This is a genomic window from Kribbella capetownensis (genome assembly GCF_004331485.1).
In the GTDB taxonomy this organism is placed as follows: Bacteria; Actinomycetota; Actinomycetes; order Propionibacteriales; family Kribbellaceae; genus Kribbella; species Kribbella capetownensis.
In genome coordinates this window covers 485,923-511,158 of record NZ_SJKD01000001.1, presented here as the reverse complement: position 1 = coordinate 511,158, position 25,236 = coordinate 485,923, and the positions used below count along the sequence as shown (strand labels likewise).

At 68.5% G+C, this 25,236-nt stretch carries 23 protein-coding genes and 1 riboswitch; of the genes, 13 read left to right on the top strand and 10 right to left on the bottom strand.

Annotated elements, in window-relative coordinates; translation table 11 throughout:
• Positions 1-216: 216 nt before the first annotated feature.
• From E0H75_RS02475 to E0H75_RS02445, 7 genes are all read right to left on the bottom strand, one after another.
• Entirely contained in the window at positions 217-1,656 is a 1,440-nt protein-coding gene (locus E0H75_RS02475; RefSeq protein WP_131511379.1) for a sensor domain-containing protein, read from the bottom strand.
• Positions 1,657-1,734: 78 nt separating this feature from the next.
• A complete protein-coding gene (locus E0H75_RS02470) occupies positions 1,735-2,490 on the bottom strand; it encodes a sugar phosphate isomerase/epimerase family protein (protein ID WP_131511378.1) in 756 nt (251 codons plus the stop codon).
• Between the two features lie 24 nt (positions 2,491-2,514).
• Complete coding sequence (locus E0H75_RS02465; protein WP_131511377.1) at positions 2,515-3,330, bottom strand: sugar phosphate isomerase/epimerase family protein; 816 nt, start codon at positions 3,328-3,330, stop codon at positions 2,515-2,517.
• Positions 3,327-4,457, bottom strand: coding sequence for a dihydrodipicolinate synthase family protein (locus E0H75_RS02460; RefSeq protein WP_238162775.1), 1,131 nt, complete (start codon positions 4,455-4,457; stop codon positions 3,327-3,329). Before E0H75_RS02460 ends, E0H75_RS02465 begins: the two co-directional genes overlap by 4 nt.
• 32 nt (positions 4,458-4,489) lie before the next feature.
• A complete protein-coding gene (locus E0H75_RS02455; RefSeq protein ID WP_131511375.1) occupies positions 4,490-5,653 on the bottom strand; it encodes a Gfo/Idh/MocA family protein in 1,164 nt (387 codons plus the stop codon).
• Positions 5,650-6,399, bottom strand: a complete 750-nt coding sequence (locus E0H75_RS02450) for a cupin domain-containing protein (protein WP_131511374.1) — start codon at positions 6,397-6,399, stop codon at positions 5,650-5,652. Before E0H75_RS02450 ends, E0H75_RS02455 begins: the two co-directional genes overlap by 4 nt.
• A gap of 141 nt (positions 6,400-6,540) precedes the next feature.
• A complete protein-coding gene (locus tag E0H75_RS02445) occupies positions 6,541-7,950 on the bottom strand; it encodes an FGGY family carbohydrate kinase (RefSeq protein ID WP_131511373.1) in 1,410 nt (469 codons plus the stop codon).
• A gap of 128 nt (positions 7,951-8,078) precedes the next feature.
• Here E0H75_RS02445 and E0H75_RS02440 point away from each other — a divergent pair, with 128 nt between their 5' ends.
• From E0H75_RS02440 to E0H75_RS02410, 7 genes are read left to right on the top strand one after another with little or no spacing between them, the layout of a single operon-like run.
• Entirely contained in the window at positions 8,079-8,972 is an 894-nt protein-coding gene (locus E0H75_RS02440) for a nucleoside hydrolase (RefSeq protein WP_131511372.1), read from the top strand.
• Entirely contained in the window at positions 8,969-10,261 is a 1,293-nt protein-coding gene (locus E0H75_RS02435; RefSeq protein WP_131511371.1) for an ABC transporter substrate-binding protein, read from the top strand. The genes E0H75_RS02440 and E0H75_RS02435 overlap by 4 nt, the downstream gene beginning before the upstream one ends.
• Positions 10,262-10,269: 8 nt before the next feature.
• Positions 10,270-11,181, top strand: coding sequence for a carbohydrate ABC transporter permease (locus E0H75_RS02430; protein ID WP_131511370.1), 912 nt, complete (start codon positions 10,270-10,272; stop codon positions 11,179-11,181).
• On the top strand, positions 11,178-12,074 hold the full coding sequence (locus E0H75_RS02425) for a carbohydrate ABC transporter permease (protein WP_131511369.1): 897 nt from the start codon (positions 11,178-11,180) through the stop codon (positions 12,072-12,074). The genes E0H75_RS02430 and E0H75_RS02425 overlap by 4 nt, the downstream gene beginning before the upstream one ends.
• A gap of 27 nt (positions 12,075-12,101) precedes the next feature.
• On the top strand, positions 12,102-13,097 hold the full coding sequence (locus E0H75_RS02420; RefSeq protein ID WP_131511368.1) for a sugar phosphate isomerase/epimerase family protein: 996 nt from the start codon (positions 12,102-12,104) through the stop codon (positions 13,095-13,097).
• On the top strand, positions 13,094-14,086 hold the full coding sequence (locus E0H75_RS02415) for a transketolase (protein ID WP_131511367.1): 993 nt from the start codon (positions 13,094-13,096) through the stop codon (positions 14,084-14,086). Before E0H75_RS02420 ends, E0H75_RS02415 begins: the two co-directional genes overlap by 4 nt.
• Positions 14,083-15,048, top strand: coding sequence for a transketolase family protein (locus E0H75_RS02410; RefSeq protein WP_131511366.1), 966 nt, complete (start codon positions 14,083-14,085; stop codon positions 15,046-15,048). Before E0H75_RS02415 ends, E0H75_RS02410 begins: the two co-directional genes overlap by 4 nt.
• On the opposite strand, the gene ribB is transcribed toward E0H75_RS02410, so the two are convergent.
• A complete protein-coding gene (gene ribB, locus E0H75_RS02405; protein WP_337589494.1) occupies positions 15,032-15,658 on the bottom strand; it encodes a 3,4-dihydroxy-2-butanone-4-phosphate synthase in 627 nt (208 codons plus the stop codon). The genes E0H75_RS02410 and ribB overlap by 17 nt on opposite strands.
• 100 nt (positions 15,659-15,758) lie before the next feature.
• Positions 15,759-15,892, bottom strand: a riboswitch (FMN riboswitch).
• A gap of 52 nt (positions 15,893-15,944) precedes the next feature.
• Here ribB and E0H75_RS02400 point away from each other — a divergent pair.
• From E0H75_RS02400 to E0H75_RS02390, 3 genes are read left to right on the top strand one after another with little or no spacing between them, the layout of a single operon-like run.
• Positions 15,945-17,447, top strand: a complete 1,503-nt coding sequence (locus E0H75_RS02400) for a glycoside hydrolase family 140 protein (RefSeq protein WP_165553402.1) — start codon at positions 15,945-15,947, stop codon at positions 17,445-17,447.
• Between the two features lie 31 nt (positions 17,448-17,478).
• Positions 17,479-18,456 (top strand): sugar-binding transcriptional regulator, encoded by a 978-nt coding sequence (locus tag E0H75_RS02395; protein WP_202872801.1) that lies wholly within the window; start codon positions 17,479-17,481, stop codon positions 18,454-18,456.
• Positions 18,456-19,850 (top strand): threonine/serine exporter family protein, encoded by a 1,395-nt coding sequence (locus E0H75_RS02390; RefSeq protein ID WP_131511365.1) that lies wholly within the window; start codon positions 18,456-18,458, stop codon positions 19,848-19,850. The genes E0H75_RS02395 and E0H75_RS02390 overlap by 1 nt, the downstream gene beginning before the upstream one ends.
• Positions 19,851-19,917: 67 nt before the next feature.
• Here E0H75_RS02390 and E0H75_RS02385 read toward each other — a convergent pair whose 3' ends face one another.
• Both E0H75_RS02385 and E0H75_RS02380 read right to left on the bottom strand, forming a co-directional pair.
• Positions 19,918-21,060 carry a sialidase family protein gene (locus E0H75_RS02385; RefSeq protein ID WP_131511364.1) on the bottom strand — a complete coding sequence of 381 codons (1,143 nt, stop codon included), beginning with the start codon at positions 21,058-21,060 and terminating at the stop codon, positions 19,918-19,920.
• Positions 21,057-22,583 carry a DUF4185 domain-containing protein gene (locus E0H75_RS02380; RefSeq protein WP_131511363.1) on the bottom strand — a complete coding sequence of 509 codons (1,527 nt, stop codon included), beginning with the start codon at positions 22,581-22,583 and terminating at the stop codon, positions 21,057-21,059. The genes E0H75_RS02385 and E0H75_RS02380 overlap by 4 nt, the downstream gene beginning before the upstream one ends.
• A gap of 270 nt (positions 22,584-22,853) precedes the next feature.
• Between E0H75_RS02380 and E0H75_RS02375 the strand changes: the two genes are divergently transcribed.
• The 3 genes from E0H75_RS02375 to E0H75_RS02365 all read left to right on the top strand — a co-directional run bounded on the left by E0H75_RS02375 (position 22,854) and on the right by E0H75_RS02365 (position 25,231).
• A complete protein-coding gene (locus tag E0H75_RS02375; RefSeq protein WP_131511362.1) occupies positions 22,854-24,056 on the top strand; it encodes a 3,4-dihydroxy-2-butanone-4-phosphate synthase in 1,203 nt (400 codons plus the stop codon).
• Complete coding sequence (locus E0H75_RS02370) at positions 24,053-24,751, top strand: class I SAM-dependent methyltransferase (RefSeq protein ID WP_131511361.1); 699 nt, start codon at positions 24,053-24,055, stop codon at positions 24,749-24,751. The genes E0H75_RS02375 and E0H75_RS02370 overlap by 4 nt, the downstream gene beginning before the upstream one ends.
• A gap of 84 nt (positions 24,752-24,835) precedes the next feature.
• Positions 24,836-25,231 (top strand): cyclic nucleotide-binding domain-containing protein, encoded by a 396-nt coding sequence (locus E0H75_RS02365; protein ID WP_131365731.1) that lies wholly within the window; start codon positions 24,836-24,838, stop codon positions 25,229-25,231.
• The last annotated feature ends 5 nt before the right edge of the window (positions 25,232-25,236 follow it).

Sequence of the window (25,236 nt, the reverse complement as noted above, 5' to 3'; positions counted from 1 at the left end):
AACAACTCGGGCACTTGACCGACACCCGGCACGAGCGACGCATTCGGGGTCCCGTCGACGTCTACAGGTACCAGATGTTCCCGTTGACCGTTCGGCGCCCGGACGGTGGCACTGCTAGGCCTGACGGCCGTCGTCGTCGGCCCGCTGGCCTGGTGGTTGGAGGACGGCGTCCGGATGCTTCGGCAGGAGCGGCCGGGGTCGCACCGGCTGCTCTAATCAGTCGCGGCGGTGCTTCGCGTCGTACATGGCCTGGTCGGCGCTGTGGAGGAGGGCGTCCAGGTCGGTTGAGTCGGGCGTGATCGGGGCGGTGCCGATGCTGGTGCTGACCTCGATGGTGATGCCGGGGAGCGGGCGGCTGACGGCGGTCTCGAGGCGGGTGATGAGGGTCGCGAGGTCCTCGTCGGCGATGTCCTCGGCGAGGACCGCGAACTCGTCGCCGCCGAGGCGGGCCACGGTGTCGCCGTGCCGAACCTCGGCGGCCAGCCGGGTGGCGATCTCGCGCAGCGCGCGGTCGCCGGCCTCGTGACCGTAGCCGTCGTTCACCAGCTTGAAGTGGTTGAGATCGCAGAACAGCACGGCACCGGGCCGGCCTGACCCGCGGGTCCGCTCCAGCACTGCGGCGAAGCGGTGCTGGAGCAGGCGGCGGTTGGGCAGGCCGGTCAGCGGGTCGTGCGCGGCGTGGTGGCGCAGCTCGCGCTCGGCGTCCTTGCGGGCGGTCACGTCGTCGATCTGGATCAGCAGGATCCGCGGCAGCCCGGGGCCCTGGTCGACGATCGTCGCCGTACCGCCGAGCCAGATCTCGTTGCCGCCGGGCCGGGTGAAGATCCGCTCGAACCGGTACGTTCTGTTGCCTCGGGCAAGCTCTTCGAGTTCTCGCCGGGACTGAGCCGGTTCCTCGTCGCGGAGGAAATCCACCATCGGTACGCCGATCAGCTGGGCGGCGGCGTACCCGGTGATCCGGCAGAAGGCGTCGTTCACGCGCAGGATCCGGCCCGCCTCGGACCCGTCGAAGGCGATCGTCGCCATCCCGTTCCCGGCGCCCTCGAAGACCATCCGGAACGTCGTCTCGCTCGCCTCGAGCCGGGTCTTCTCGGCCAGCAACTGATCGGTCAGCCGAGCCTTGTCGATCGCCAGCCCGGCCTGGGTCGCGAAGATCTCCAGCAACTCCCGGTGGATCGGCCCCGGCCGCCGCTGGTCCTCCGGCAGGTCGACCGCCAGCATCCCGACCAACTCGCCGTCGGACGAGTGCAGCGGCGCGAACAAGGCGTCCAGCGGATGCCAGGCGGCCGGGTCGTCCGACACGGGTACGTCGGGCACCCAGCCGACGACCTCGCCCTCGGGCAGCCGCTCGTGCGGCACGAAGCGCAGGCCGCCCCACTTGTCCGCGATGGCGAACTCGGCGTCGAAGATGTCCGCCGCGCTCACCGTGCCGAGCAAGGCCTCCCGCGCCTCCGGCGAGCCGGCCACCGCGATCACCTCGAACTTGCCGTCCGGGTGGCGCAGGTTCAGTACGGCGATGCCGAAGCCGAGTCCGTCCACCACGCCGTCGACGACCGCCTGCAGCGTCTCGGCCAGGCTCCGCCCCGCACCCATCCGCGCGCTCACCTCGTACAGGCGGCGGATGGCCGTCAGCCGGACCGTAGGCTCCTTCTGCACGGATCGAGCGTAAACCGATCTCACCAGGTGTGAGCGGTCGTCACCGGATCTGATCCGGTTAAGCGTTTGTGTCCAACGTCAGAACCGGAGCTCGGTCAGGCCGCGGTAGCTGCGTTCGGCCGAGTGCCAGGCGTCGGTGGGCTTGTCGTGCTCGACCAGCCACTGCTCGACGCCGCCCTCGGAGGCGTGCGCGAACATCGCGGCGAAGTCGAGCTTGCCGGCACCGACGTCCTCCCACGACCCGTCCGCGGCCATGTCCTTCACGTGCAGCGCCGGGAACCGGCCCGGGTGCTCCTGGAAGTACTTCGCCGGATCCTGGCCACCCTCGACCGCCCAGTACAGGTCGAACTCGAACCCGAGCAGTTCCGGATCGACCTCCAGCAGGATGTCGAACAGGATCTGCCCGTCGACCGAGTCGAAGTCGCGCCCGTGGTTGTGGAACAGCAACTTCACCCCGGCGTCGCGCGCAGCCTTGCCGGCCTCGGTGAACGCCGCAGCCGCCGTACGGAAACCCTCGACCGAATGCAGCTCGGACGGAATCGACGGTACGACGACCCACTTGCCGCCCAGCGTCTTCACGCCGGCCAGCGCGCTGTCCCAGTCGTCGGCCATCCGGGTGTACCCGACGTGCTCCAGCACGATCGCTAGCCCGGCGTCGTCCGCGAACGACCGGATCTCCTCGGCGCTGTGGTCGAACCGCCCGCTCACCCCGATCGTGCGATATCCGATGCCGGCGAGGCGCTTCAGCGTCCCCGGGTAGTCCTCGGCCAGCACGTCGCGCATCGTGTAGAGGTGCATGCCGATGCCGTCGGCGGGAATGGTCCGGTCACTCATACGGTCAGCTCCTGATGTCGAGGGTCAGATGACGTGTTCCCGATACCGCGCGAGCGCCAGGTCGAAGACCTGTTGCCCTGGTGCGTCCCACAGCTTCTGGTTGAAGATCTCTACCTCGATCGGCCCGTCGTACCCGGCCGCGTCGCAGGCCTCGCGGAGGCGGCGCAGTTCGATCGAGCCGTCGCCCATCATGCCCCGGCCGAGCAGTGTGTCCTCCGGCAGCGGGACGACCCAGTCGCTGACCTGGTAGGACAAGATCCGCTCACCCGCGCGCTCGATCTGCCGGTAGACGGCGGAATCCCACCACAGGTGGTAGGCATCGACGATCACGCCGACCTGCGACGCCGGGAACTGCTCGGCGAGATCCAGGGCACCCGACAACGACGACACCACACACCGGTCGGAGCAGAACATCGGATGCAACGGCTCGACCGCGAGCTTCACCCCGCGTTCCGACGCGTACGGCGCCAGCTCGGCCAGGCCGTCCCGGACCATCGAACGCGCGCCGTCGAGATCGCGCGAGCCCGGCGGCAGACCGCCGCTGACGAGCACCAATACTGAGGTCCCGATGGTGGCGGCCTCGTCGATCGCGCGGCGGTTGTCCTCGATCTTCGCCTTGCGCTCCGCCGGATCCGTGCTGGTGAAGAAGCCGCCGCGGCACAGCGACGACACCTTCAGCCCCGCATCGGAGACGAGCCGGGCGGCCTTGTCGACGCCGTACTCCTGGATCGGTTCGCGCCACAGCCCGATCCACGACAGCTCAGCCTTGGCACTCGCCGCGACGACATCCTGGAGCGGCCAGTACTTCGTCGTCGCCTGGTTGAGGCTGTAGCGATTCACGCGTCGACTCCACCTACCCGCAGCAACTGCCCGAACCGCTGGACGGCAAGCTCCGGATTCGTCAGTACGCCGGCCTGATCGGCGAGGCGGAAGGTATCAGCCAGGTGCGGGAGCGACCGGCCGGTCTGCAGACCACCCACCATCGAGAACCCGGGCTGGTGCCCGTTCAGCCAAGCCAGGAAGGCGATCCCGGTCTTGTAGTAGTACGTCGGGGCCGAGAAGATCTGCCGCGCGAGCGGGACCGTCGGCGCGAAGACGCGGTCGTAGGTGTCCAGGTCGCCGTCGTCCAGTGCCTTCAGCGCGGCCGCGGCGGCGGGCGCGATCGCGGCGAAGATCCCGAGCAGCGCGTCGCTGTAGCGGTCGTCGTCGCCCTTGATCAAGGCCGGGTAGTCGAAATCGTCGCCGGTGTAGAGCCGCACGCCCTCCGGCAAACGGTTGCGCAGGGCAACTTCACGGGAAGCGTCCAGCAGCGAGACCTTGATCCCGTCCACCTTTGCCGCATTGTCGGCGATCAGATCGACGACGACGTCAGCGGCAGTGTCGAGGGAGTCGCTGCCCCAGTAGCCGTCGAGTGCCGGATCGAACATCGACCCCAGCCAGTGCAGAATCACCGGGCGGGTCGATTGACCGAGCAGCCGGTCGTAGACCTTCCGGTAGTCGTCAGGCGACTCGGCCGCAGCGCACAACGCCCGACTAGCCATCAGAATCGGCTGTGCGCCGACCTCCTCGGCCAGACCGAGTTGCTCTTCGTAGGCAGCAATCACCGCGTCCAACTGGTAGGCATCGTCGGAACCGACGGCGGTCAGTTGGTCTGTGCCGACGCCAACCGCAATCCGCCCGTCCGGCGCCTCCGCCGCGGACCGCCGAATCAGCTCCTGCGTCGCCGCCCAGTCCAACCCCATCCCACGCTGCGCGGTATCCATCGCCTCAGCCACCGACAACCCCAGTGACCAAAGATACCGCCGGAACTCCAGCGTGTGCTCCCAATCAATCACCGCGGGAGCGCCCGGCGAGTTGTCCGCCAGCGGATCCGCCACCACATGCGCGGCCGCAAACGCCAACCGCGACCGTGCCGGCGAATAGGTGCCCCGAGCAACCGGCTCAGCCTCCAGCCGGTACCTCTCCAACCCGCCACCAGCTGGGAGGAGGATCTCGAGTGTCACAGCTGACCGCCGAGGTCCAGGGCGGGGACTTCGAGTTTGCGGCCCTCGCGCCAGGACTGCAGGCCCAGCTCGGCCAGCTGCACTCCCTTGGCGGCCTCGACGAAGTCCCAGGTGAAGGGGGCGTCGTCGACGACGTGCCGCAGGAACATCTCCCACTGCACCTTGAACCCGTTGTCGAACACCTCGTTGTCCGGCACCGTCGCCCACTGGTCGCGGAACTTCTCGGTCGCCGGCAGGTCCGGGTTCCACACCGGCTTCGGCGTCGCGGACCGGTGCTGCGCCCGGCAGTTCCGCAGCCCCGCGACCGCGGATCCCTCGGTCCCGTCGACATGGAACTCGACGAGCTCGTCGCGGAACACGCGCGTCGCCCACGACGAGTTCATCTGCGCGATGATCCCGCCCTCGAGCTCGAACACGCCGTACGCCGAGTCGTCCGCGGTGGCGGCGTACTCGTTGCCCTGCTCGTCGACCCGGGTCGGGATGTGGGTCGCGCCCTGGCAGTACACCGACTTGACCTGGCCGAAGGTCTGGTCGAGCACGTACCGCCAGTGGCAGAACATGTCGAGGATGATGCCGCCGCCCTCTTCGAGCTTGTAGTTCCAGGACGGCCGCTGCGCTTCCTGCCAGTCACCCTCGAAGACCCAGTAGCCGAAGTCACCGCGAACCGAGAGGATCCGGCCGAAGAACCCGCCGTCGACGAGTCGCTTCAGCTTCCGCAGGCCGGGCAGCGACAGCTTGTCCTGGACGATGCCGTTCTTCAGCCCGGCGTCCCGGACCAGCCGGGCCAGGTCGATCGCCGCGTCGAGGCTCTCCGCGATCGGCTTCTCGCAGTAGATCGCCTTGCCCGCTTCGACCGCGGCGCGGACGCCCTTCTCCCGCAGCTGGGTCAGCGACGAGTCGAAGTAGATCTCCACATCCGGCTCGGCGAGCGCCTCGGACAGGTCCGTGGTCCACCGGGTCAGGCCGTGCTGCTTGGCGATCCGGCGCAGCTTCAGCTCGTTGCGGCCGACCAGGATCGGCTCGGGGATGATCATGGTTCCGTCCGCGGCGGGCAGGCCGCCCTGCGCACGGATCGCCACGATGGAACGCTCGAGGTGCTGGCGCAGGCCCATCCGGCCGGTGACGCCGTTCATCACGATGCCGACGCGTCGCTCGTTCACTGTTCTGCCTCTCGCGAAGAAATGTCGTAGGTGTCGAGGCGACCGCACATGCCATGCAGGCCGAACTCGGTGGGGGCGGGTAGTTCGTGGAGTTCAGCTGTCTGTAGGTGGGGCGCCGTACCGGCTTCGAGGGCATCGAGGGCGGCGCCGGTCTGCTCGGCCAGGCGGCGAGCGCCCTGTTCCCAGCGGCGGCGCCAGTCCGGTAGCTGCGGCTGGACGATCCGGATCGCCGCCGCGTAGAAGTCGTCGAGCGCGGACGGCCCGTTGGTTTCGTAGGACTCCCGCAGTACGGTGAAGCCGTCGAGCGCGAGGTTGCGCCGGGCCATCGCGGATGAGGTCCGAGCGTCACCCTCGCCGGTGAGAGTGGTCGCCTTCAGATAAGTCTCGCGGTCCGTCAGGTGCTCCGGCGGCAACGTCAGAACAGCGTCGCCGGCCTCAGGGAGCCCGGAGTTCGACATCAGTGCCAGGATCTGGAGACCGCCGCCGTTGACCAGCCGGTGAATCGTCCCGGGGTCGAACCAGACCACAGCGCCGGCCTGGAGCGGCGTCTCGGCGAAGCCCTTCGGGTTCAGCGTCTGGACCGAGCCGGACCCGGCGACCACGTAGTACCCCTCGGAGCAGGCCAGGTGCACGTGCGGGGAGCCGCCGGCCGAACCGTCCGGAGTCGGGAGGTCGTACACCTTCAGCAACGAGACGCCGATGCCGCCCGGCAGCGCCGCGGCCGGGCCCGGTCCGAACTCGCACATCGCTGCCTCCCTCGTGAGCCTGGGAAAGGGCTTTCCGAGGCCTGTGGCCGCAACTGTAGGTCGGCCTTCACGACGAGTCAACCCGTCACGGAAAGCGATGTCCGACCACATCCGGTCAGCACACTCAGAGCGAGATGGACGTCACTTCGAGGTGCGAACCGAGGCGACCGCGGCCGCCCACTCGGCGCGGCGGCTCGCTCGCACAGCGGCGTCGACGGCGGGCGCGAAGCTGCGGTAGCCGCGCTGGGCGGCCCAGCCGGTGCGGGCGCCGAGAGTGGTCCAGGCGAGTTCGGCCGCGCCGAGGGCCGAGATCTCGGCGACATCGGCGGCTTCGACAGGGTGGCCGAGGACATCGGCCTGGGTCTGCATGAGCAGATCCGAGACGGTCGCGCCCCCGTCCGCGCGCAGACGTCCGGGCGTACCCGGGATGGTGTCGGTGACGTCGCAGATCTGGTGGGCGACGGCGTCGACGCAGCCGCGGGCCAGGTGCGCGCGGGTCGTGGAGCTGCTCATCCCCGTGATCGCCGCCCGCGCAGCACGGTCCCAGTGCGGTGCCCCGAGGCCCGCGAACGCAGGCACGAGGCTGACTCCGCCGGCGTCGGACACAGTCGCCGCCAGTTCCATCAACGCACCGACGTCCGGCAAGCCGAGCATGGTGGCGGTCCAGGCGAGCGCGGCACCGGACGAGACGATGTTCCCCTCGAGCGCGTACAGCGGCCGGTCCGTCAGCCACGCCAGCGTGCACCCGGCCGCCACGAACTCGTCGACCGGCGTCATCACCGACGACCCGGTCCCGTACGTCGCCTTGATCATCCCGGCCTGCGTGCAGCCCTGCCCGTACATCGCAGCGTGCGAATCCGCCAGCACGGCAACGATCGGGATCCCATCCGGAAGGCCTGGAACACCTGCGGTGACACCGAATCCGGCGTTCGAGGCTCGTACGTCGGGCAGTACGGATCGGGGTACGTCGAAGGCCTCGAGCAGTGCCGGGGACCAGTCGAGCTCGAGTACGTCGTACAGCAAGGTCCGCGAGGCGTTGCCAGCGTCAGTCAGGTGCTCACGGCAACCAGTCAGCCGATGGATCAGCCACGAGTCCACGGTGCCAACCCGATCGGCGTTCGTGTGGTCGAGCAGCCAGCGGAGCTTCGGCGCCGAGAACATCGCATCCACCCGCAGCCCGGTCCGCGTGCGCACGAGCGTGTCCAGGTCTGCCGGGAGGGAGGCGCACCACGACGTCGTACGCACGTCCTGCCAACCAATGACCGGGCCAGCAGCATCGCCGCTACGACGGTCCCAACCGACCACCGATTCACGCTGCGTCGACAACCCGATCCCGGCGATCTCGACGGGGTCCGCGGCGGCGAGACACGACGAGATCGCCGCGAGCACGCTGCGCCACAGGTCGTCGGCATCCTGGTCGGCCCAGCCGGGCTGTGGGGCCGAAAGCCCGACCGGCGCGGACCCGGTGGCCAGCACGGTGCCGTCGACGCTCACCAGGACGGCCTTCGAGTTCGTGGTGCCCTGGTCCACCGCGAGTACGGCTGGCGCCATCGATCGCCCTCCAAGTCAGACAACTTTCAACCGAGCCCTTGACGGGACTCTAGCGTCGTGGCGACACTCATGGCGACAGCTTATGCAGTAGTGAATATCTATTCGAGCACCGACGGAGGTCGACACAGGTGAAGCCGAGCAGACGCCGGGTGATCATCAACACCGACGCCAAGAACGAGGCCGACGACCAGTTCGCGATCGTGCATGGGCTGTTGTCGCCCACGTTCGACATCCGCGGGCTGATCCCCGCGCACTTCGGCACCCGCCGGTCGGACCGCAGCATGGAGGAGTCTCGAGAGGAGATCGACCTCCTGCTCGACCTGCTGGACCTGACCGGCAAGGTGCCCGTCGCGAACGGCGCCCCGACCGGCATCGCGGACGAGCAGACCCCGCTGGACTCGCCCGGTGCGCAACTGATCATCGACGAGTCCAAGCTGGCCTCGAAGGACGACCCGCTGTTCGTCTCGTTCCTGGGCCCGATCACCGACATGGCCTCGGCGATCCTGCTCGACCCGGCGATCGTGGACCGGGACGTCATCGTGATCTGGATCGGCGGACGCGGCTACCAGGGGTACAGCGCGGACCAGCGGATGGAGTTCAACCTGTCGAACGACATCCACGCCGCGAACGTGGTCTTCGGCTCCGGCATGACGGTGTGGCAGGTCACCAGCGACGTCTACACCAAGGTCTCGGTGAGTTACGCCGAGCTCGAGGAGAAGATCGGCGATGCCGGTCCGCTCGGCAAGTACCTGATCGACCAGTTGGTCGAGTGGAACGCCACCTGGCACGGCGAGCCGATCGAGTCCCGCTCCCTCGGCGACTCTCCGGCCATCTCGCTGATGCTCTACCCGCACAGCGGCAACTTCCGGGTCCGGCCGGCGCCGCGCTTCGGTGTCGACGGCTGGTACCTGCGAGGCACCGACAACCCCATCCACGTGTGCGAACAGGTCGACGTCCGCTTCCTGCTCGAGGACATGTTCGCCAAGATCCGCCGCTTCGCCCGCCAAAGGAGCACGTCATGAACAGCTACACCCGCAGAGGCTTCCTCGGTCTCACGTCCGCCGCCGCCCTCGGCGCCGGTCTGTCCGCCTGCACCGGTGGTGGTACGTCGACCAGCGGGGGAGATTCCGCCCCGGCCTCGAACAACCTGCGGGTGTTCACCTACGAGGACGACACCACGATCGGCCTGCTCAAGGCACAGATCAAGAAGTTCGACGAACAGAACGGCACGACGACCACGGTCGACAGCCTGCCCGGCTCGGGTGCGGCCGTGTACCCGGACAAGCTGCGCACGGAACTGCTCGGCGGCAAGGGCCCGGATGTCTGGCGGATCTGGGGCGGCCAGATCGGCAGTCCGTTCGCGAAGGCGAAGCAGGCGCTGGACCTGACGCCGTACTACTCCAAGTACGGCTGGGACTCGAAGATCAACACCGCGGCCATCGGCGGGATGACGTTCGACGGCGTGAAGAGCGGCGTACCGTACCTCGCCCTCGGGATAGGGGCCTGGTACAACAAGTCGTTGCTGGCCAAGGCCGGCCTGAGTGCCCCACCGACGTCGTACGCCGAGCTGGAGGCGATGAACGACAAGCTCGTCGCGGTCGGCGTCACCCCGTGTGGGCTCGGCGGCAAGTACGGCTGGGACATCATGCGGCTGTTCGAGTACCTGCTCGAGCACACCGCCGGGCCGGACCTGCACGACAAGCTGCTGGCCGGCGATGAGAGCTGGGACCGGCCCGAGGTGGTCGAGGCGTTCACGCTGTTCAAGAAGTGGCAGGACAAGAAGTGGCTGCCGCAGGGTGCGCTCGGCCTCGACCCGGCCGACATCGAGCCCGGCTACGTCCAGGGCAAGGTGGCGTACACGATCACCGGGCCGTGGACCGAGGCCCAGGCGATCCTGTCGGCCAAGAAGAGCTCGTCGGCCTTCGGCACCTTCGAGTTGCCGACCGACCAGAGCCCGTCGCGGCACTCGGGCTTCGTCGAGGGTTACATGATCAACGCCAAGACCGGGAACGCCGACAAGGCCGCCGCGCTCCTCGACTTCATCGTCCAGCCGGCCACGCAGAAGGCGTTGCAGATCACCGCCTCGACCGTCAAGGGCGCCGAGCCGGACCCGAAGTCGCTGCCGCTGGCGGCCGAGTGGTCGCAGAAGTACGCGGGCAACCCGTTCTACACGATCCAGGACCAGGCGTTCCCGAAGAAGCAGGCCGACCAGTACTTCAGCGTGCAGAGTGACCTCCTGCAGGGGTCGATGACCCCGGAAGCCGCCGCGAAGAAGATGCAGGAGATCGTCTCCGCCTGGGCGAAGGGCTGAGTCGCGGGATGGCGGCGGTCGCACTCTCGAAGCCCTCGACGGCGAAGGCCACACGCAGCGGCAAGTGGTCGCCGTGGCTGTTCGCCCTGCCCGCACTGGTGGTGTACGTCGCCTTCCTGGTGTATCCGGCAGTGTCCTCGCTCTGGTTCAGCCTGACGGACTGGGACGGGCTGAGTGCGACGTACAACTTCGTTGGCCTGGACAACTACTTCAAGCTGCCCACTGATCCGGTCGTACTGACCGCGGTCCGGAACAACGTGATCTGGACCGTGGTCACGATCGCGGTGCCGACCGTGATCGGGCTCGGGCTGGCGATCGCGCTGAACGGCAAAGTGCATGGCAAGCCGATCCTGCGACTGATCTTCTACACGCCGGCGGTGCTGCCGCTGGTGTCGATCGCCTCGATCTGGGGCTGGCTCTACAACCCGCAGTACGGCGCGATCAACTCGTTCCTGCGGTTGATCGGACTGGACGGGCTGGCCCAGCCGTGGCTCGGGCAGGACTCGACCGCGTTGTGGGCGGTGATGGTGCCGGCCATCTGGTTGCGGACCGGCTTCCCGATGCTGCTCTACTTGGCCGCCCTGCAAGGGATTCCGAACGAGCTGTATGAGGCCGCGACGGTCGACGGTGCGAGCCGATGGCAACAGTTCTGGCACGTGACGATGCCCAGCCTGCGGCCGGCCCACTACATCGTGCTGGCGTTGTCGCTGATCGACTCGTTCAAGGTCTTCGACATGATCTACGCGATGACGTACGGCGGTCCCGGTACGGCGACACAGGTGATGGGGACGTGGATGTACGCGAACGTCTTCCAGTACTACCAGGCCGGCTACGGCACCGCGATCGCCGTGGTGATCACGGTGGTGGCGGTTGCCGTCGGCATCCCGTACGTCCGATCCCAGACCAGGGAGGCGTCATGACCTCGATCGCACCTGTTCGGGTCGACGCACCCGTCGTACCGTCCGAGCCGGAGCCGGTCAGTCAACCGCCGAAGGGGCGGAAGGGGCTCGTCATCACGCTGGTGCTCCTGGTGGCGGCGTTGTTCTGGATCTCGCCGCTGGTGTTGCTGGTGATCACCGCGGCCCGGCCACTGTCGGACTTCATCGGTAACGGACCGCTGTCCTGGCCGGACCAGTTCACCTGGACGAACTTCAAGGACGCGTGGGGGATCGGCAACTTCGCCACCACCTACCGCAACAGTGCGCTGCTGGCGCTGATGAAGGTGCCGCTCGGCGTACTGATCTCGGCGATGCTCGGGTTCGCGCTGGCCAAGCTGCGGATGAAGTTCCGCCGGACGGTGATGTTCACCGTGTTCCTCGGGCTCACCATCCCGATCTACATCACCATCGTCCCGGTCTTCATCATGATGCGGCAGGCGGGTGCGACCGACAGCCTGTTCGGGCTGCTCGGCCCGTACCTGGCCTTCGGCATCCCGTTCGAGGTGCTGGTGCTGCAGTCGTTCTTCCGGCAGATCCCGGACGAGATCTTCGAGGCCGCGAAGGTGGACGGCGCCGGGGACTGGCGGATCTTCTTCACCATCGTGCTGCCGCTGTCCACCCCGGCGCTGGTGACGGTCGCGATCCTGGACGCGGTGGCAACCTGGAACGAGTTCCTGTTCGCGCTGATCCTGCTGAACTCCGACGCGCACAAGACGATCCCGGTCGGACTGCTCAACTTCCAGGGCCAGTTCGCCAACAACAACACCGGTCTCGCGGCGGGCATCCTGATCGCCGTGGTGCCGATCCTGATCGCGTACACGCTGCTGCAGCGCTGGATCGTCGGCGGGCTGACCGCCGGCGCCACCAAGGGCTGACCGCCTCAACCAAGGAGAGAACACACCATGACAGACCTGCCGGTGTTCGGTGCGGGGATCTGGCATTTCGCGACGTACAAGGACCGCTACGCCACCGACGGCTACGGGCCGCCGGTCGGGCTGCTCGAGCAGATCGACCGGGCCGGCGCCGTCGGCGACCTGTCCGTGGTCGACCTGAACTGGCCGTTCGCCGGGTACGACGGGACGCTGGACGAGGTGAAGGACGCGCTGAAGCGCAACAACCTCAAGGCGATCGCGATCACGCCGGAGATCTACACCCGCGACTTCGTCAAGGGCTCGTTGACCAACCCGGACCCGGGCGTCCGCAAACAGGCGATGGAGTTGTTGCACCAGGCAACCGAGCTGGCCAAGGACCTGGGCTGTTCGTACGTGAAGCTGTGGCCGGGCCAGGACGGCTGGGACTACCCGTTCCAGGTGAACTACCACGACATCTGGAACCTGGCGCTGGACGGCCTGAAGGAGCTCGTCTCGGCCCACCCGGACATCAACTTCGTGATCGAGTACAAGCCGCGCGAGCCGCGGGTGAAGATCATCTTCCCGAACGTCGCCCGCACCCTGCTCGGGATCGAGAAGATCGGCCTGCCGAACCTGGGCATCCTGCTCGACTTCGGTCACTCGCTCTACGGCCAGGAGACGCCGGCCGACGCGGCCCAACTGGCGATCGACTACAACCGGCTGTTCGCGATCGACGTGAACGACAACCTGCGCGGCTGGGACGACGACATGGTGGTCGGTTCGGTCCACCTGGTCGAGACGTTCGAGTTCTTCCACACGCTACGCAAGAACAACTGGGAGGGCGTCTGGCAGCTGGACCAGTTCCCGTTCCGTGAGGACAGCGTCGAGGCCGCCAAGCAGGCGATCCGGTTCCTGAAGGCGGTCCACCACGCGCTCGACGTACTGGACGACGAGGCACTTGCCGCTGCACAGGCGTCGCACGATGCGCTGGCGGCACAGAAGCTGGTGCAGAAGGTCTTGCTGAGTTCCATGACGGAGATCGCATGACTCTGACCGTCGAACACACGACGATGCCGGTGCTCGGGCGGCTGCCGATCCACAGCAGCCGCGCCGAGCAGGTGGCGCACATCGCCGAGGCGGCCCGGCAGATCCGGATCCAGGACCTCAAGCTGGTCCACTACGCCGGAGCCGGCCATATCGGCGGCGACTTCTCCGCCATCGACATCCTGGCGACCTTGTACGGCGCGGTCCTCGACATCACGCCGGACTCGGTCACCGATCCGGAGCGCGACCGGTTCATCCTGAGCAAGGGCCACGTCGCCGGGGCGCTCTACACCACGCTGGCCGCGTTCGGGTTCCTGCCGGTCGACGACCTCGCCACGTTCCTGAAGCCGCTGTCCGCGCTCAACGGTCACCCGAACCGGCGCAAGGTGGCCGGCGTCGAGGCGAACACCGGTCCGCTCGGTCACGGCCTGCCGGTCGCGGTCGGGCACGCGTTGTCGGCCAAGCTCGACGTGTCGCTGCGCCGTACGTATGTGCTGGTCGGCGACGGTGAGTTGCAGGAGGGCAGCAACTGGGAGGCGATGATGGCCGCGTCCCAGTACCAGCTGGACCGGCTGACCGTGATCGTCGACCGGAACCGGCTGCAGCAGGGCGCCACGACGAAGGAGACCAACGACCTGGATCCGTTGCCGGACAAGGCGGCGGCGTTCGGGTTCGCGGTGGTCGAGGTGAACGGTCACGACCACGGCGAGCTGCTCGACGTCCTGTCCGCCGTACCGTTCCGGCCCGGGAAACCGACCTTCGTGATCGCGCACACCCACAAGGGCCACCCGATCTCGTTCATGAGCAACAACGTCGCGTGGCACCACCGGGTGCCGGACGTGGCGGAATTCCAGCAGGCGCTGACCGAGCTGGAAGCTGTTGCTCCCGGCTACACCAAGGAGCTTGGAATGACCGAGCGAAGCGAGGGCATCATCAAGCACAGCCTCCCTCGTGTCTCATCCGCGCCCGGAGCGAAGCGAGGACGTGGATGAGCATCGTCGAGACCTCGATCGCCGACCGGCCGCGGTACGACTGCCGGGACGCGTACGTCGAGACCCTGGCCGAGCTCGCGGAGGCGGATCACCGGATCGTTGGCGTAGTCAACGACTCCGTCGGCTCGAGCAAGCTGAACAGTTTCCGCAAGGCGTTCCCGGACCGGCTGATCAACGTCGGCATCGCCGAGCAGGACATGGTCGGCGTCGCCTCCGGCCTGGCCAACGGCGGCCGGATCCCGTTCGTGTCGGCCGCGTCCTGCTTTCTGACCGGTCGCGCGCTCGAGCAGATCAAGGCTGACGTCGCCTACTCGAACACCAACGTGAAGCTGTGCGGGATGAGCCCAGGGGTGGCGTACGGCGAACTCGGCCCGACCCACCACTCCATCGAGGACATCGCCTGGCTGCGGGCGATCTCCAACCTGACGGTGATCGTGCCGGCCGACCCGATCGAGACGGCGGCTGCGCTGCGCTGGGCGGCGGCCTCGGACGGGCCGGTGTTCATCCGGGTCAGCCGGATGAGCGTGCCGAAGGTGTACGACGAGGACTACGCGTTCCGGCTCGGCCGGGCGATCACCGTCCGGGCCGGCGACGACGTGACGCTGATCAGCAACGGGACCGTGCTGTGGCGGGCGATCGCCGCGGCCGAGCAGCTCGCCACGGAAGGGATCTCGGCCCGGGTGCTGTCGATGCCGACGGTGAAGCCGTTGGACACCAGCGCTGTGGTCGCGGCCGCGCGGGAGACGGCCGGAATCGTGACCGCCGAGGAGGCAGTGTCCGGCGGCGGGCTCGGTGGTGCCGTCGCGGAGACCGTCGTCCAGCAGCATCCGGCCCGGGTGACGATCCTCGGGATCCCCGAGTTCGCCCCCACCGGCTCGGCCGGTTACCTGCTGGACCACTTCGGGCTCTCACCCGACGGCATCGCGGCGGCGGCCCGCCGGCTGGTCACCCGAGGAACGTGACCAGATCGGCGATCGAGATCATCGCGAAGTCGTGGGTGTCGGCGAAGGCGCGCAGGTCGGCTCCGGTCATCAGCGTGCCGTCGTCGTTCATCAGTTCGCCGATCACGCCGACCGGTGGCAGCCCGGCCAGCCGGACCAGCTCGACCGTGGCCTCGGTATGACCCGGACGCTGGCGGACGCCGCCGGCCACCGCGCGCAGCGGCAGGATGTGGCCCGGCCGGATCAGGTCTGTCGGCCGGGCCACCGGGTCGGCCAGCACCCGGACGGTCCGGGCCCGGTCGGCGGCCGAGATGCCGGTGCCGACGCCACTGCTCGCATCGACCGAGACGGTGTACGCCGTACGCAGGCTGTCCTGGTTGTCCGGCACCATCAGCGGCAGCTCGAGCCGGTCGAGCACCTCCGGCGCGGCCGGCGCGCAGACGTAGCCGCTGGTGTGCCGGACCAGCAGTGCCATCAGCTCGGGCGTCGCGAGGCTCGCGGCGAACGTCAGGTCGCCCTCGTTCTCGCGGTCCTCGTCGTCGACGACCACCACGGGTCGCCCCAGCGCGAGCTGGTCGACGGCATGCTGGATGGTGTCCAGGCGGGTTGTCACGGTGGTCCCTGTGATCACGGTCGTTGTCCTCTCGGCCTGGCACTCCGGGGGCAACGACAGGCTCCACAACGGGTCCGATCGCGCAGACAGCGCACACCGGACGGCATCGCGAAGACTGCCACGTGCGTCTTCCCATCCGGACTTTCACCGTCGGTCCCGGAGTTCCACCAGGTCAACCGGACACCCTTGCGGGTGTACGGGTCGCGGACTGTCACCGCCGGCTCGGAATTTCACCGACCCCAGAGCACGTGTGGTCTTGCAAACTGCGGTCAGCTTATCGGTACCAACCACTCCCGGGAGTGTCATGTCCATCTCAGTCGTCTGGCGCGAAGCCGAACTCCGTCTGACCGGGAGCCACCCCGATCCGTACGCCGCGGAGGTGTGGGCCGACTTCGAGCACGAGAGCGGCCTCCGGCTCCGGCGGCCTGCGTTCTGGGACGGCGGTGACACCTGGCGGGTGCGCTTCGCCGCGCCCGAACCCGGCAGGTGGCGCTGGACCTGCGACTCGGAGTCCGGTGAGCTCGAGATCGCGGCCGGTGAGGTCGACGAGGCCAACGCCTTCTACAAGCACGGGTTCTGGCGGATGTCGCCCGGCGGCCGCAGCCTCGTGCACGCGGACGGCACGCCGGCCATCCTGGCCGCCGACACGGCGTGGGCACTGCCGTGGCGAGCGACGCCCGAGCAGGTCCGGGACTACGCCGCCGACCGCCAGGCCAAGGGTTTCAACGCGGTCCTCCTGATGACTGTCCAACCGGACATGCGAGCCGTCGGTCCGGCCGACCGCACCCAGGACGAAGGATTCGGTGTCGGCTTCCGCGACCTGAGCGACGGGCATCTGAACGAGATCGAGCTCGACTACTTCCGGTATCTCGACGAACTGCTCGGGATCCTGGTCGAGTACCACCTGGTCCCGGTCCTCCAGCCGGTCTTCCACGGCTTCGGCTGGAAGGGCCTGGACGTCGCTGGTCCGGTCGTGCCACCGGCGGAGTACGCGCGCTACTGCCGCTACCTCGTCGCCCGGTACGGCGCTCGCCCGGCGATCTACCTGGTCGGCGCGGACGGATCGGGCACGGAGCCACAGATCGCGGCCGGTGGAGCCGAGGTGCACGCCTCGGACTGCTACGGCCAGCCGACCGGCATCCACTACCGGCCGCACATCCGCGCGGAGGCCTGTCAGGACGCGGACTGGCTGGACTTCCAGTGGTGCCAGACCGGACACGAGGGTGAACATGTCGCCGAGCGCGTCGCGGACATGTGGCGGAATCTTCCGGTCAAGGCGGTGGCGAACGGCGAACCGACGTACGAGAACTCCGGGTGGATCGGCAAGGCGACCGGTTGGTGGCAGGGACACGAGGCGTGGAGCAACCTCTGCGCGGGCGGGACGATGGGCGTCGTCTACGGCGCCGGCAGTCTGTGGCAGTGGCGGCTGCACGCGGACGAACCCGGACACGCGAGCTACTTCGTCGCACCGGGCGCGGGCTGGCGGGAAGCGGTCGACTTCGAGGGCTCCCGGTACGTCGGTCTGGTCGCCAAGATCCTGGCCGGACTCCCGACCACCGACATGGCGCCGGACTGGACCCGGACGATCTCCGGTCGAGCACTCGCGGTCCCCGGCCGGCTGCTGCTGATCTACCGGGAGAACGGCGGGCCGGTCCCGGTGTTCGACGACTCGGTGCCGCTGCCGTACCGGATCGTGGATCCGCGTGACGGCACGGTGGTTGCGACCGGGAAGCGGGACACACCGCGCGATCCGATCCCCGACCCGGGCGGTGCACCACGCGTGTACATCTGCCTGGCTGACCTATAGTCCAATCTGATCGTGTCTCAAGGGGGTCGACGTGGCCAACGGCAACCGCGCGGTGCGCCAGCCCGGGCTGGACGAGTTGCGGCTGCTGGCGAAGGTGGCCCGGATGTACCACGAGAAGGGCATCCGGCAGCCGAAGATCGCGGCCGAGCTGAATCTCTCCCAGGCGCGGGTGTCACGGATGCTCAAGCAGGCCGTCGAGGTCGGCATCGTGCACACCGTGGTGACCATGCCGAGCGGGGTGCACAGCGACCTCGAGGACGAGTTGCAGGGCCGCTACGGGCTCCGGGACGCGGTGGTCGTCGATACCGCCGGCGCCGGGGACGATGTACTGCCGGCGCTGGGTTCGGGTGCGGCGGCGTACCTGGACATGACGCTGACCGGTGCGCACGTGATCGGTATCTCGTCCTGGAGCGAGACGCTGATCAGCGCGGTCGACCGGATGCCGCGCAAGAGCGTGCCGGTGGTCGACCGGGTGGTCCAGATCGTCGGCGGCCTGGGTGACGCGGCGGTGCAGATGCAGGCGACTCGGCTGACCGCGCGGTTCGCCGAGCTGACCGGTGGGATGCCGGTCTACCTGCCCGCGCCCGGACTGGTCGGGACGCCCGCGGTCCGGCGGGCGATGATGAACGACGTGTCCGTTCGGGACGTTCTGGGCACCTGGGGACAGCTCACCGACGCACTGGTCGGGATCGGCAGTCTCGAGCCCTCGCCGCTGCTGCAGCGCAGTGGGAACGCGGTCGCCGAAGCCGACCAGGACGAGCTGCGCCGGCTCGGTGCCGTCGGTGACGTCTGTTTCCGGTTCTTCGACGAAGAGGGAAGGCACGTGCGCTCGACGTTCGACCAGCGGGTCATCGGGGTGACCGCCAAGGAGTTGCTGGCGGTACCGCGCCGGATCGGCGTCGCGGGCGGAGACCGCAAGTTCTCCGCGATCCGCGCCGCCCTCCTCGGCGGCTGGGTCAACATCCTGATCACCGACCTGGCGATGGCTCACCGCCTTCTCGGCGAGTGATGGAGCGGGACGAGCAGCGGGAGGTCTACCGGACCCTCGACCTGGCGTTGCGGGTTGGTGAGGTGCTGCTGTCCAGCGGCGCCGGTACGGCGGACGCGACCGCGACGATCCTGGGGGTGACCGCAGCCGGTGGTCTGCGCGGCTGCGAGGTCGACATCACGTTCACCTCGATGGCGATCTCGTACCAGGCGGCGCCGGACGTCGCGCCGGAGACGCACATCCGGCTGGTCCGCTACCGCTCGCAGGACTTCTCCCGCCTGACCGAGGTCGATGGGCTGGTACGGCGGTTCGCCGGCGGCGATCTCACTCGGGACGAGGCGAGTCGCGAACTGGCGCGGCTGACGTCGGCGGGTCCGCCGTACCCGCGCTGGACCGCCGTACTCGCCTGGGGTGTGATGGCCGGCGGCGCGACGCTGCTGCTCGGCGGCGGCTGGCTGATCACGCTGGTGGCGGTCGTCACCGCGGTCGTGATCGACCTGAACAACCGGTGGTTCAGCCGGCAGCGGCTGCCCGCGTTCTACCAACAGGTCGCCGGCGCGTTCGTTGCGAGCGCGGTCGCGCTGGTCCTGTACGCCGTCCACTCGCCGGTGAAACCATCACTGGTCGTTGCCGCAGGCATCATCATGCTGCTGGCCGGGATCGCGCTCACCGGTGCTGTCCAGGACGCGATCACCGGGTACTACGTGACCGCGGCGGCTCGGCTGCTGGAGGCGATGCTGCTGACCGGCGGGATCATCGCTGGGGTCAGTCTGGGGCTGGCGCTGGGTGTCAGGTTCGGTCTGAACGTAGGCCTCGAGGCTCAGACGATCCAGCTGGCGAACCTGCCGATCATGGTCGGCTCCGGTGCGCTGATGGCGGTCGCGTTCGCCTACGCGTCGTACGCGCCGCTGCGGGCGTTGCTGCCGGTCGCGGTGATCGGCGCTGCCGGGTCGCTGGTGTTCACGTTGATGACCCGCGCGGACTTCGGGCCGGCCTGGTCGACCGCCGCGGCTGCGTTCATGGTCGGGATCGGTAGCTACTCGCTGGGGCGTCGGTTCGGCGTACCGCCACTCGTCGTGGTCGTGTCCGGGACGATCCCGTTGCTGCCCGGACTGACCATTTACAAAGGCCTGTACGAGCTCATGAGTGTCGGCAACCTGATGGGCATCGTCAGCCTCGCCACCGCAGTCGCCATCGGCGTCGCGATCGCCTCGGGCGTCATCCTCGGCGAGTACGTCGCCCAGCCGATCCGCCGCGAGGCCCGGCGACTCGAGGATCGCCTCGCCGGACCTCGCCTGGTCGGACCCCGCCGTCCCATCGGCCGCCGCACCGGCCCGCGCCGAACCCGATCCCGCCGTACCGGCCGCCGCCGATCCGCAGAGGCACCCGGCCGCCCACCCGCCGCCCCCCGCTGATGGGTCCGCCCATGAGATGGTGGGTTGGCCAGCCGGACTCCGTTGGGTGAACCCACCGGCCGGTGGGTCAACCCGCCAGACGGGCGCCGTCCGGTACGGCGGGGCCGGTGGCGTAGTACGTCTTGCAGACTGTGCCGTCGTAGTCGGTGGCGAGCTCCAGGACTGTGTTGCCGTCGGCGGAGGGGACCAAGGGTGAGCTGTAGTTGGGGCAGTAGTTGTTGTAGGGGTTGTTGACGGCAACGGGTGCGGGCTGTGCGTGCCAGGTCCCGGTGATGTTGGTGAAGAGGGTCCGGCCGTTGTCGGCGGCAACGGATCCGTCGGGGTTCTGCAGGATCTGGCCGATCAGCAGCAGCTTGCCGTTCGGCGCCATCGCGAGCGTCGGTGCATGGGTGAAGTACTTCCCGTCCACGGTCTGGACACGGATCCCCAGCTTGGCCGGCGAACCCCAGTTCCAGCCGTCGCGCGACTGCCTGATGTAGGCCGCACAGTCGTACTGCCCGCCCTGACCGCAGATCTCGTACGACATCACGAACGTCCCGCTTGGCAACCGTCGTACGACGGGCATGCCAGGACGATGACCGAACGTCGGGCTGGACACCGTCGGCCTCGGGTCGGTCCAGGTGACGCCGTCGGTACTGCGGACCTCCATCAGCTTCTGGCTGTGCGCGGGATCGGTCTCGTCCGAGTAGTGACAGACCAGCCGTCCGTCGGCCGCGACGGAGAACTCGGGCTCCCACAGTCCGCGGTCATTGCGTGCGGTGGCGCAGCTGGACAGATACGACCAGGTGCGGCCGACGTCGGTGCTCTTCAGGATCCGCAGCGACATCGGTCGCGCGTCGGCGCCCATCGAAGCGGCCCACAGCAACGTCCCGGCCGGCATCGCGCCGATCGCCGTCGGCAGCTCGAACAGGGTGGCGCAGCACAAGCCCTTGCCGTCCGCGGCGCCCGAGTCCTCGACGGTGCCGACCTGGGTGAAGTTGGCGCCGTTGTTCGTGCTCTCGTAGATCGCGCCGACACCGTCCGCGTTGCCCTGGAACGTCACGACACTGGCCATGATCCGGCCGTTCGCCGCACCGCTGTGCTCGAGCCGGATCGCCCGCGGATACAGCCCGGTGTCGTCGCGCAGCAGTTGCCCCGTCGCAGCCTCCGCGGTGCCCGTCGAGACCAGGCAGCCGGCGATGATCGCGAGGACGAGGACCAGCCGCCTCACCGGATCTCCTCGACCACGACGTCATCCAGTTGCAGCCACACGTCCTGACCGTGGCCGAAGAAGCCGCCGTACAGCTGGACGAGCGACTCACGCCCGGAGTCGAAGTCCACACTGACCTTCGTGTACGCGGGATGCGCGCCGCCGGTCTCCTGCGCGATGGTCTTGCCGCGGAGCGTGCGTACGCCGAGCATTGTCTCGGAGTTGTTCTCCGCGGTCCGCATCCACGCGGACAGGCGGTACCTGTGATTGGGGCGCACGGCAACGGTCTGCTGGAGCTGGTGCGTGCCGATCGAGTCGCGGACGTAGGCGTTGTTGGCGCCGCTGTGGCCGAGGTTGGTGCGGTCGATGCCGCCGCGTCCACTCAGTTGCCAGGGTGCGGTCGGCGTACTGCCGGTCTGGGCCTCGAAGCCGGGATCGGTGACCAGGTTGGTGACCTGGCCGTCGTCAGTCAGCTTGGTGTGCATCAGGAACACGTTGTACGGGTCCCACTGCGACATCGTGAAGTAGAGGTCCGGGCCGGACGACCACGGGTGCATGAAGGTTCCGTACAGGCCGGGGTAGTCGGTGCCCTTGACAACGACCTGCTCACCGCTCCACGGCCCGGTCAAGGACTTCGCCGAGCGCAGTACGACGGAGGCCCGCGACTCGTCGAGGTACATCATCAGCCACTTGCCCAGGTACGCGTTGTACTGCACCGAGACCTCGCTGATCGGACCGACCGCTATCGGCGCCGCGGCCGACTCCTGCGGTGACCAGGTCCGGCCGTCCCAGTAGCGCCAGGCCTTCTTCTCCAGCACCAGCTTCTCCGGGACCCGTGCGACGTGGGCGTTGCCGAAGCGGCCGTTCGGCGTACCGATCATGTAGACGTAGCCGTTGTCGCGGGTGAGCGCGACCATCTGGAAGTTGTCGTCCCAGGCCGTGGTGTTCTGCCAGCGCGCGTCCGGGTCCTTGGTCCAGGTCTCGCCATTGTCGTCGGAGTAGGCGAAACCCGAGGAGTTGGTGAACCAACTGCCGGCCGGACCCCAGTAGTTGACCGACATGTACTGCACGTACTGGCGCTTGCCGACCGAGATGCCCGCGGTCGGGATGACCGTGTGCTCGTCGCGGTCGACCTTCTTGCAGTCCAGGAACTGCTTGGCGTGACCGGGCCGGTCCTCGGCCGCAGAGTCCAGCGTCATCCCGTCGGCCAGGTTGCGGTCCTTGCTGCGGAGCAGCAGGTTGCAGCGCCAGTCGATGGTGGCCTGGTCGCCGGTCCCGCCGCCCGGCCCGGTCCAGCCGCTGCCGTAACTGTCACCGAACGCGGTCAGGATCTCCCCGGATCCGTTGTCCCACAGGATGCCGAGGTCGGTCGCCTTCAGCCCGAACCGGGCCTCGGTGTCGTTGATCGACTCCGGCCCGGTCAGTTTCGCGACCCGCTCGGCGGGCGACGGTACGGGTGCGGCCTGAGCCGATGGGGACTGGTCGGCGGGCACCAGGGCCGCTCCGATCAGGGCAGGGACGAGGAGCAACCATCGTTTCCGCATGCGTGTCTCCTAGGGCGGGAGGGCAGAGCTCTGGCTGAGAAATCGATTTCCGGTCACGGTAGCCTCGGCTGTCACGACGGTCAACGGCTGGCGTGTGGTTTACTGCCGACTGGTGCGATTCCAGGTGTGACGGTCGGGAGCGATCCCGGGCCCGTCGGCTCCGCCGGACGGCGGAGTGACCCGGCCACGACCGGGGCCACGCGGTGATACCCCGCCTCAGCTCGGACCCGTTCGGGTCCCTGGCCGGATCCTTCTGCCGGAGAGCGAAGCATGTTCACAGGACGAATCGAGCACACCGCCACGGTCGCCGAGGTCACCGACGACGTACTGCGGATCAAGTCCGGACTCACGGTCGCGCCGGGTGGTGCGGTCTGTGTCGACGGGGTCAGGTTCACCGCGGAGCCGGCCGCTCCCGGCGAACTCCGGGTGACCGTGACCGCCGAGACCCGGCGCCGTACGACGCTGGATCGCATCACCTCCGGTACGACGGTGCATGTCGAACTGCCCGTCGCGGTGGGCGACCGGATCGACGGTCACCTGATCCAGGGGCATGTCGAGGGCGTCGGCAAGGTGCTCCGGGTCGATGACGAACCGGCCGGCCGCCGACTCTGGATCAGGCCGCCGGATCGGTTGCTCGCCCGGCTGGTGGCGAAGTCGTCGGTCGGGATCGACGGCGTGAGCATCATCGTCGCCGAGGTACTGAAGGACCGGTTCTCGGTCGTCCTGGTGCCGAACACCCTGCAGAAGACGAAGCTCGGGACACTGGTCGAAGGCGATCGGGTCAACCTGGAGAGCGACCTCCTTGTCCGGATGGCGCGCGAGGGGCATGGCCCCGAGTTGCTGCGGGCGGTTTCGCAGTTGCCGTGGGCTGGACAGTTGAGCGGCGAGGTCGGCGTAGAGAAGGTGGTCGCGCAGGTCGCCGCCGGTGGTGGTGTCGTCGTCTGGGATCCGACGGCGGAGAGCGAGGGCGACGTCGTGTTCGCCGGTGAACGGTTCCGGCCGGAGGCGATGACATTCCTGCTCACGCAGGTCTGTGGGCACACGACGATTCCGTCTGCGGCCGACGTACTGGAGCGGTTGGAGATCCCGCCGATGCCAGGTGAGGGCGATCGGCAGGGGACGGCGATGCATGTGTCGGTGGACCTGGCGTCCTCGTCCGGGACCGGGGTCGCCGCGGCAGAGCGGGCGGCGACGATTCGCCGGCTGGCGTCGGCGGACGCTCTGCCGGCCGACTTCCTGCGGCCCGGGCACGTGTTCCCGCTGGCGGCGCGACCCGGGTTGCTGGCCGAACGGCAAGGACACACCGAGGCGACGGTCGCGCTGTGTGTCGCGGCCGGGATGGCGCCGGTCGGGGTCTGTTGCGAGGTGATGCGACCGGACGGCGTGATGGCGGGGCCGGCCGACCTGGAGCAGTTCGCGCTGCGGTGGGAGCTGCCGATGATCGACATCCATGACCTGGAGCGCTGGCTGTGAAGGGCTCCGAGGTGTACGACGATCCGGCGTTCCTGCACGGCTATCGCGAACTGCGGCGGACCGGGCTCGGGCTGAACGACGAACTCGAGATCCCCGCGATGGACGCCGTCCTGCCACCGGTCGGGGAACTGCGGGTTGTCGATCTCGGATGTGGTGAGGGTGGTCTGGCGGTCCGGCTCGCCGAGGCGGGGGCGGACGAGGTGATTGCGGTCGACGCATCGGAACAGATGCTCGCAGCCGCGGCTCAGCATCCTGCTGTTCGTTACGTGCGGTCGGATCTGGCTGCTTTCGACCTGGCGCCGGGGCGTGTGGATCTCGTGGTGAGCAGCATGGCGCTGCACTACGTCGAGGACTTCTCCGACCTGGTCGCACGGGTGGCGCGATGGCTGACGCCTGGTGGCTCGTTCGTGTTCTCGGTCGAGCATCCGGTGATGACGGCGCCGATGGTTGCCGCCGACTGCGTGCTGGACGACTACGCGGACGAAGGCCTGCGGCAACGTTCCTGGTTCGTCGACGGTGTGATCAAGTATCACCGCACCATCGCCTCGACCCTGGCCGCCCTCCGCCGGCACGGCTTCAGCCTCGACGTGGTCGACGAGCCGATCCCGGCCCCCGACCAGGTCGCCCGCCACCCGCACCTCGCCATCCACCGCCGCCGGCCGCCTGTGCTCCTGGTCGCGTCCAGCCTGGGGTGACCTTCGCCGCGGAGAGCCGTTAGAGTTACCGACTGGAAACATCGGCTGATCGCCGGGGTGGCCCGGCGGGCTCGGAGGATCGACGTGGCTTTGGGTAGGACATCCCCGCGGGACCTGCCGCTGTTCGCGGATCTGTCCGGACGTGACATCAGGGACATCTTCCGGGCCGGCGAGGAGGTCTCCGTGCCGGCCGGCTGGTCGCTGATCCTGGAGCAGACCCCACCGGACGCGGCGTACCTGATCCTGAGCGGTACGGCGGCGGTCCGGGTGAAGGGCGAGGAGATCGCCGAGCTCGGCCCCGGTGACATCGCCGGTGAGGTCGCGGTCCGGAAGAACACGTTGCGCACGGCAACGGTGACGGCGAAGTCGCGGCTGCAGTTGCTGCACTTCACCCGGGAGAAGTTCGACGAGCTGACCCGCAAGCTACCCGCCTTCCGCGATGCCATCGACGCCACCATCGTCGAGCGCCGTGGCTCCTGAGCAGT

Excerpts from the sequence above, each read along its gene's own strand:
- E0H75_RS02470 (WP_131511378.1), bottom strand. The coding sequence starts at position 2,490 with ATGAGTGACCGGACCATTCCCGCCGACGGCATCGGCATGCACCTCTAC.
- E0H75_RS02450 (WP_131511374.1), bottom strand. The coding sequence starts at position 6,399 with ATGTGCGAGTTCGGACCGGGCCCGGCCGCGGCGCTGCCGGGCGGCATC.
- E0H75_RS02445 (WP_131511373.1), bottom strand. The coding sequence starts at position 7,950 with ATGGCGCCAGCCGTACTCGCGGTGGACCAGGGCACCACGAACTCGAAG.
- E0H75_RS02435 (WP_131511371.1), top strand. The coding sequence starts at position 8,969 with ATGAACAGCTACACCCGCAGAGGCTTCCTCGGTCTCACGTCCGCCGCC.
- E0H75_RS02430 (WP_131511370.1), top strand. The coding sequence starts at position 10,270 with ATGGCGGCGGTCGCACTCTCGAAGCCCTCGACGGCGAAGGCCACACGC.
- E0H75_RS02425 (WP_131511369.1), top strand. The coding sequence starts at position 11,178 with ATGACCTCGATCGCACCTGTTCGGGTCGACGCACCCGTCGTACCGTCC.
- E0H75_RS02420 (WP_131511368.1), top strand. The coding sequence starts at position 12,102 with ATGACAGACCTGCCGGTGTTCGGTGCGGGGATCTGGCATTTCGCGACG.
- E0H75_RS02415 (WP_131511367.1), top strand. The coding sequence starts at position 13,094 with ATGACTCTGACCGTCGAACACACGACGATGCCGGTGCTCGGGCGGCTG.
- E0H75_RS02410 (WP_131511366.1), top strand. The coding sequence starts at position 14,083 with ATGAGCATCGTCGAGACCTCGATCGCCGACCGGCCGCGGTACGACTGC.
- E0H75_RS02400 (WP_165553402.1), top strand. The coding sequence starts at position 15,945 with ATGTCCATCTCAGTCGTCTGGCGCGAAGCCGAACTCCGTCTGACCGGG.
- E0H75_RS02390 (WP_131511365.1), top strand. The coding sequence starts at position 18,456 with ATGGAGCGGGACGAGCAGCGGGAGGTCTACCGGACCCTCGACCTGGCG.
- E0H75_RS02380 (WP_131511363.1), bottom strand. The coding sequence starts at position 22,583 with ATGCGGAAACGATGGTTGCTCCTCGTCCCTGCCCTGATCGGAGCGGCC.
- E0H75_RS02375 (WP_131511362.1), top strand. The coding sequence starts at position 22,854 with ATGTTCACAGGACGAATCGAGCACACCGCCACGGTCGCCGAGGTCACC.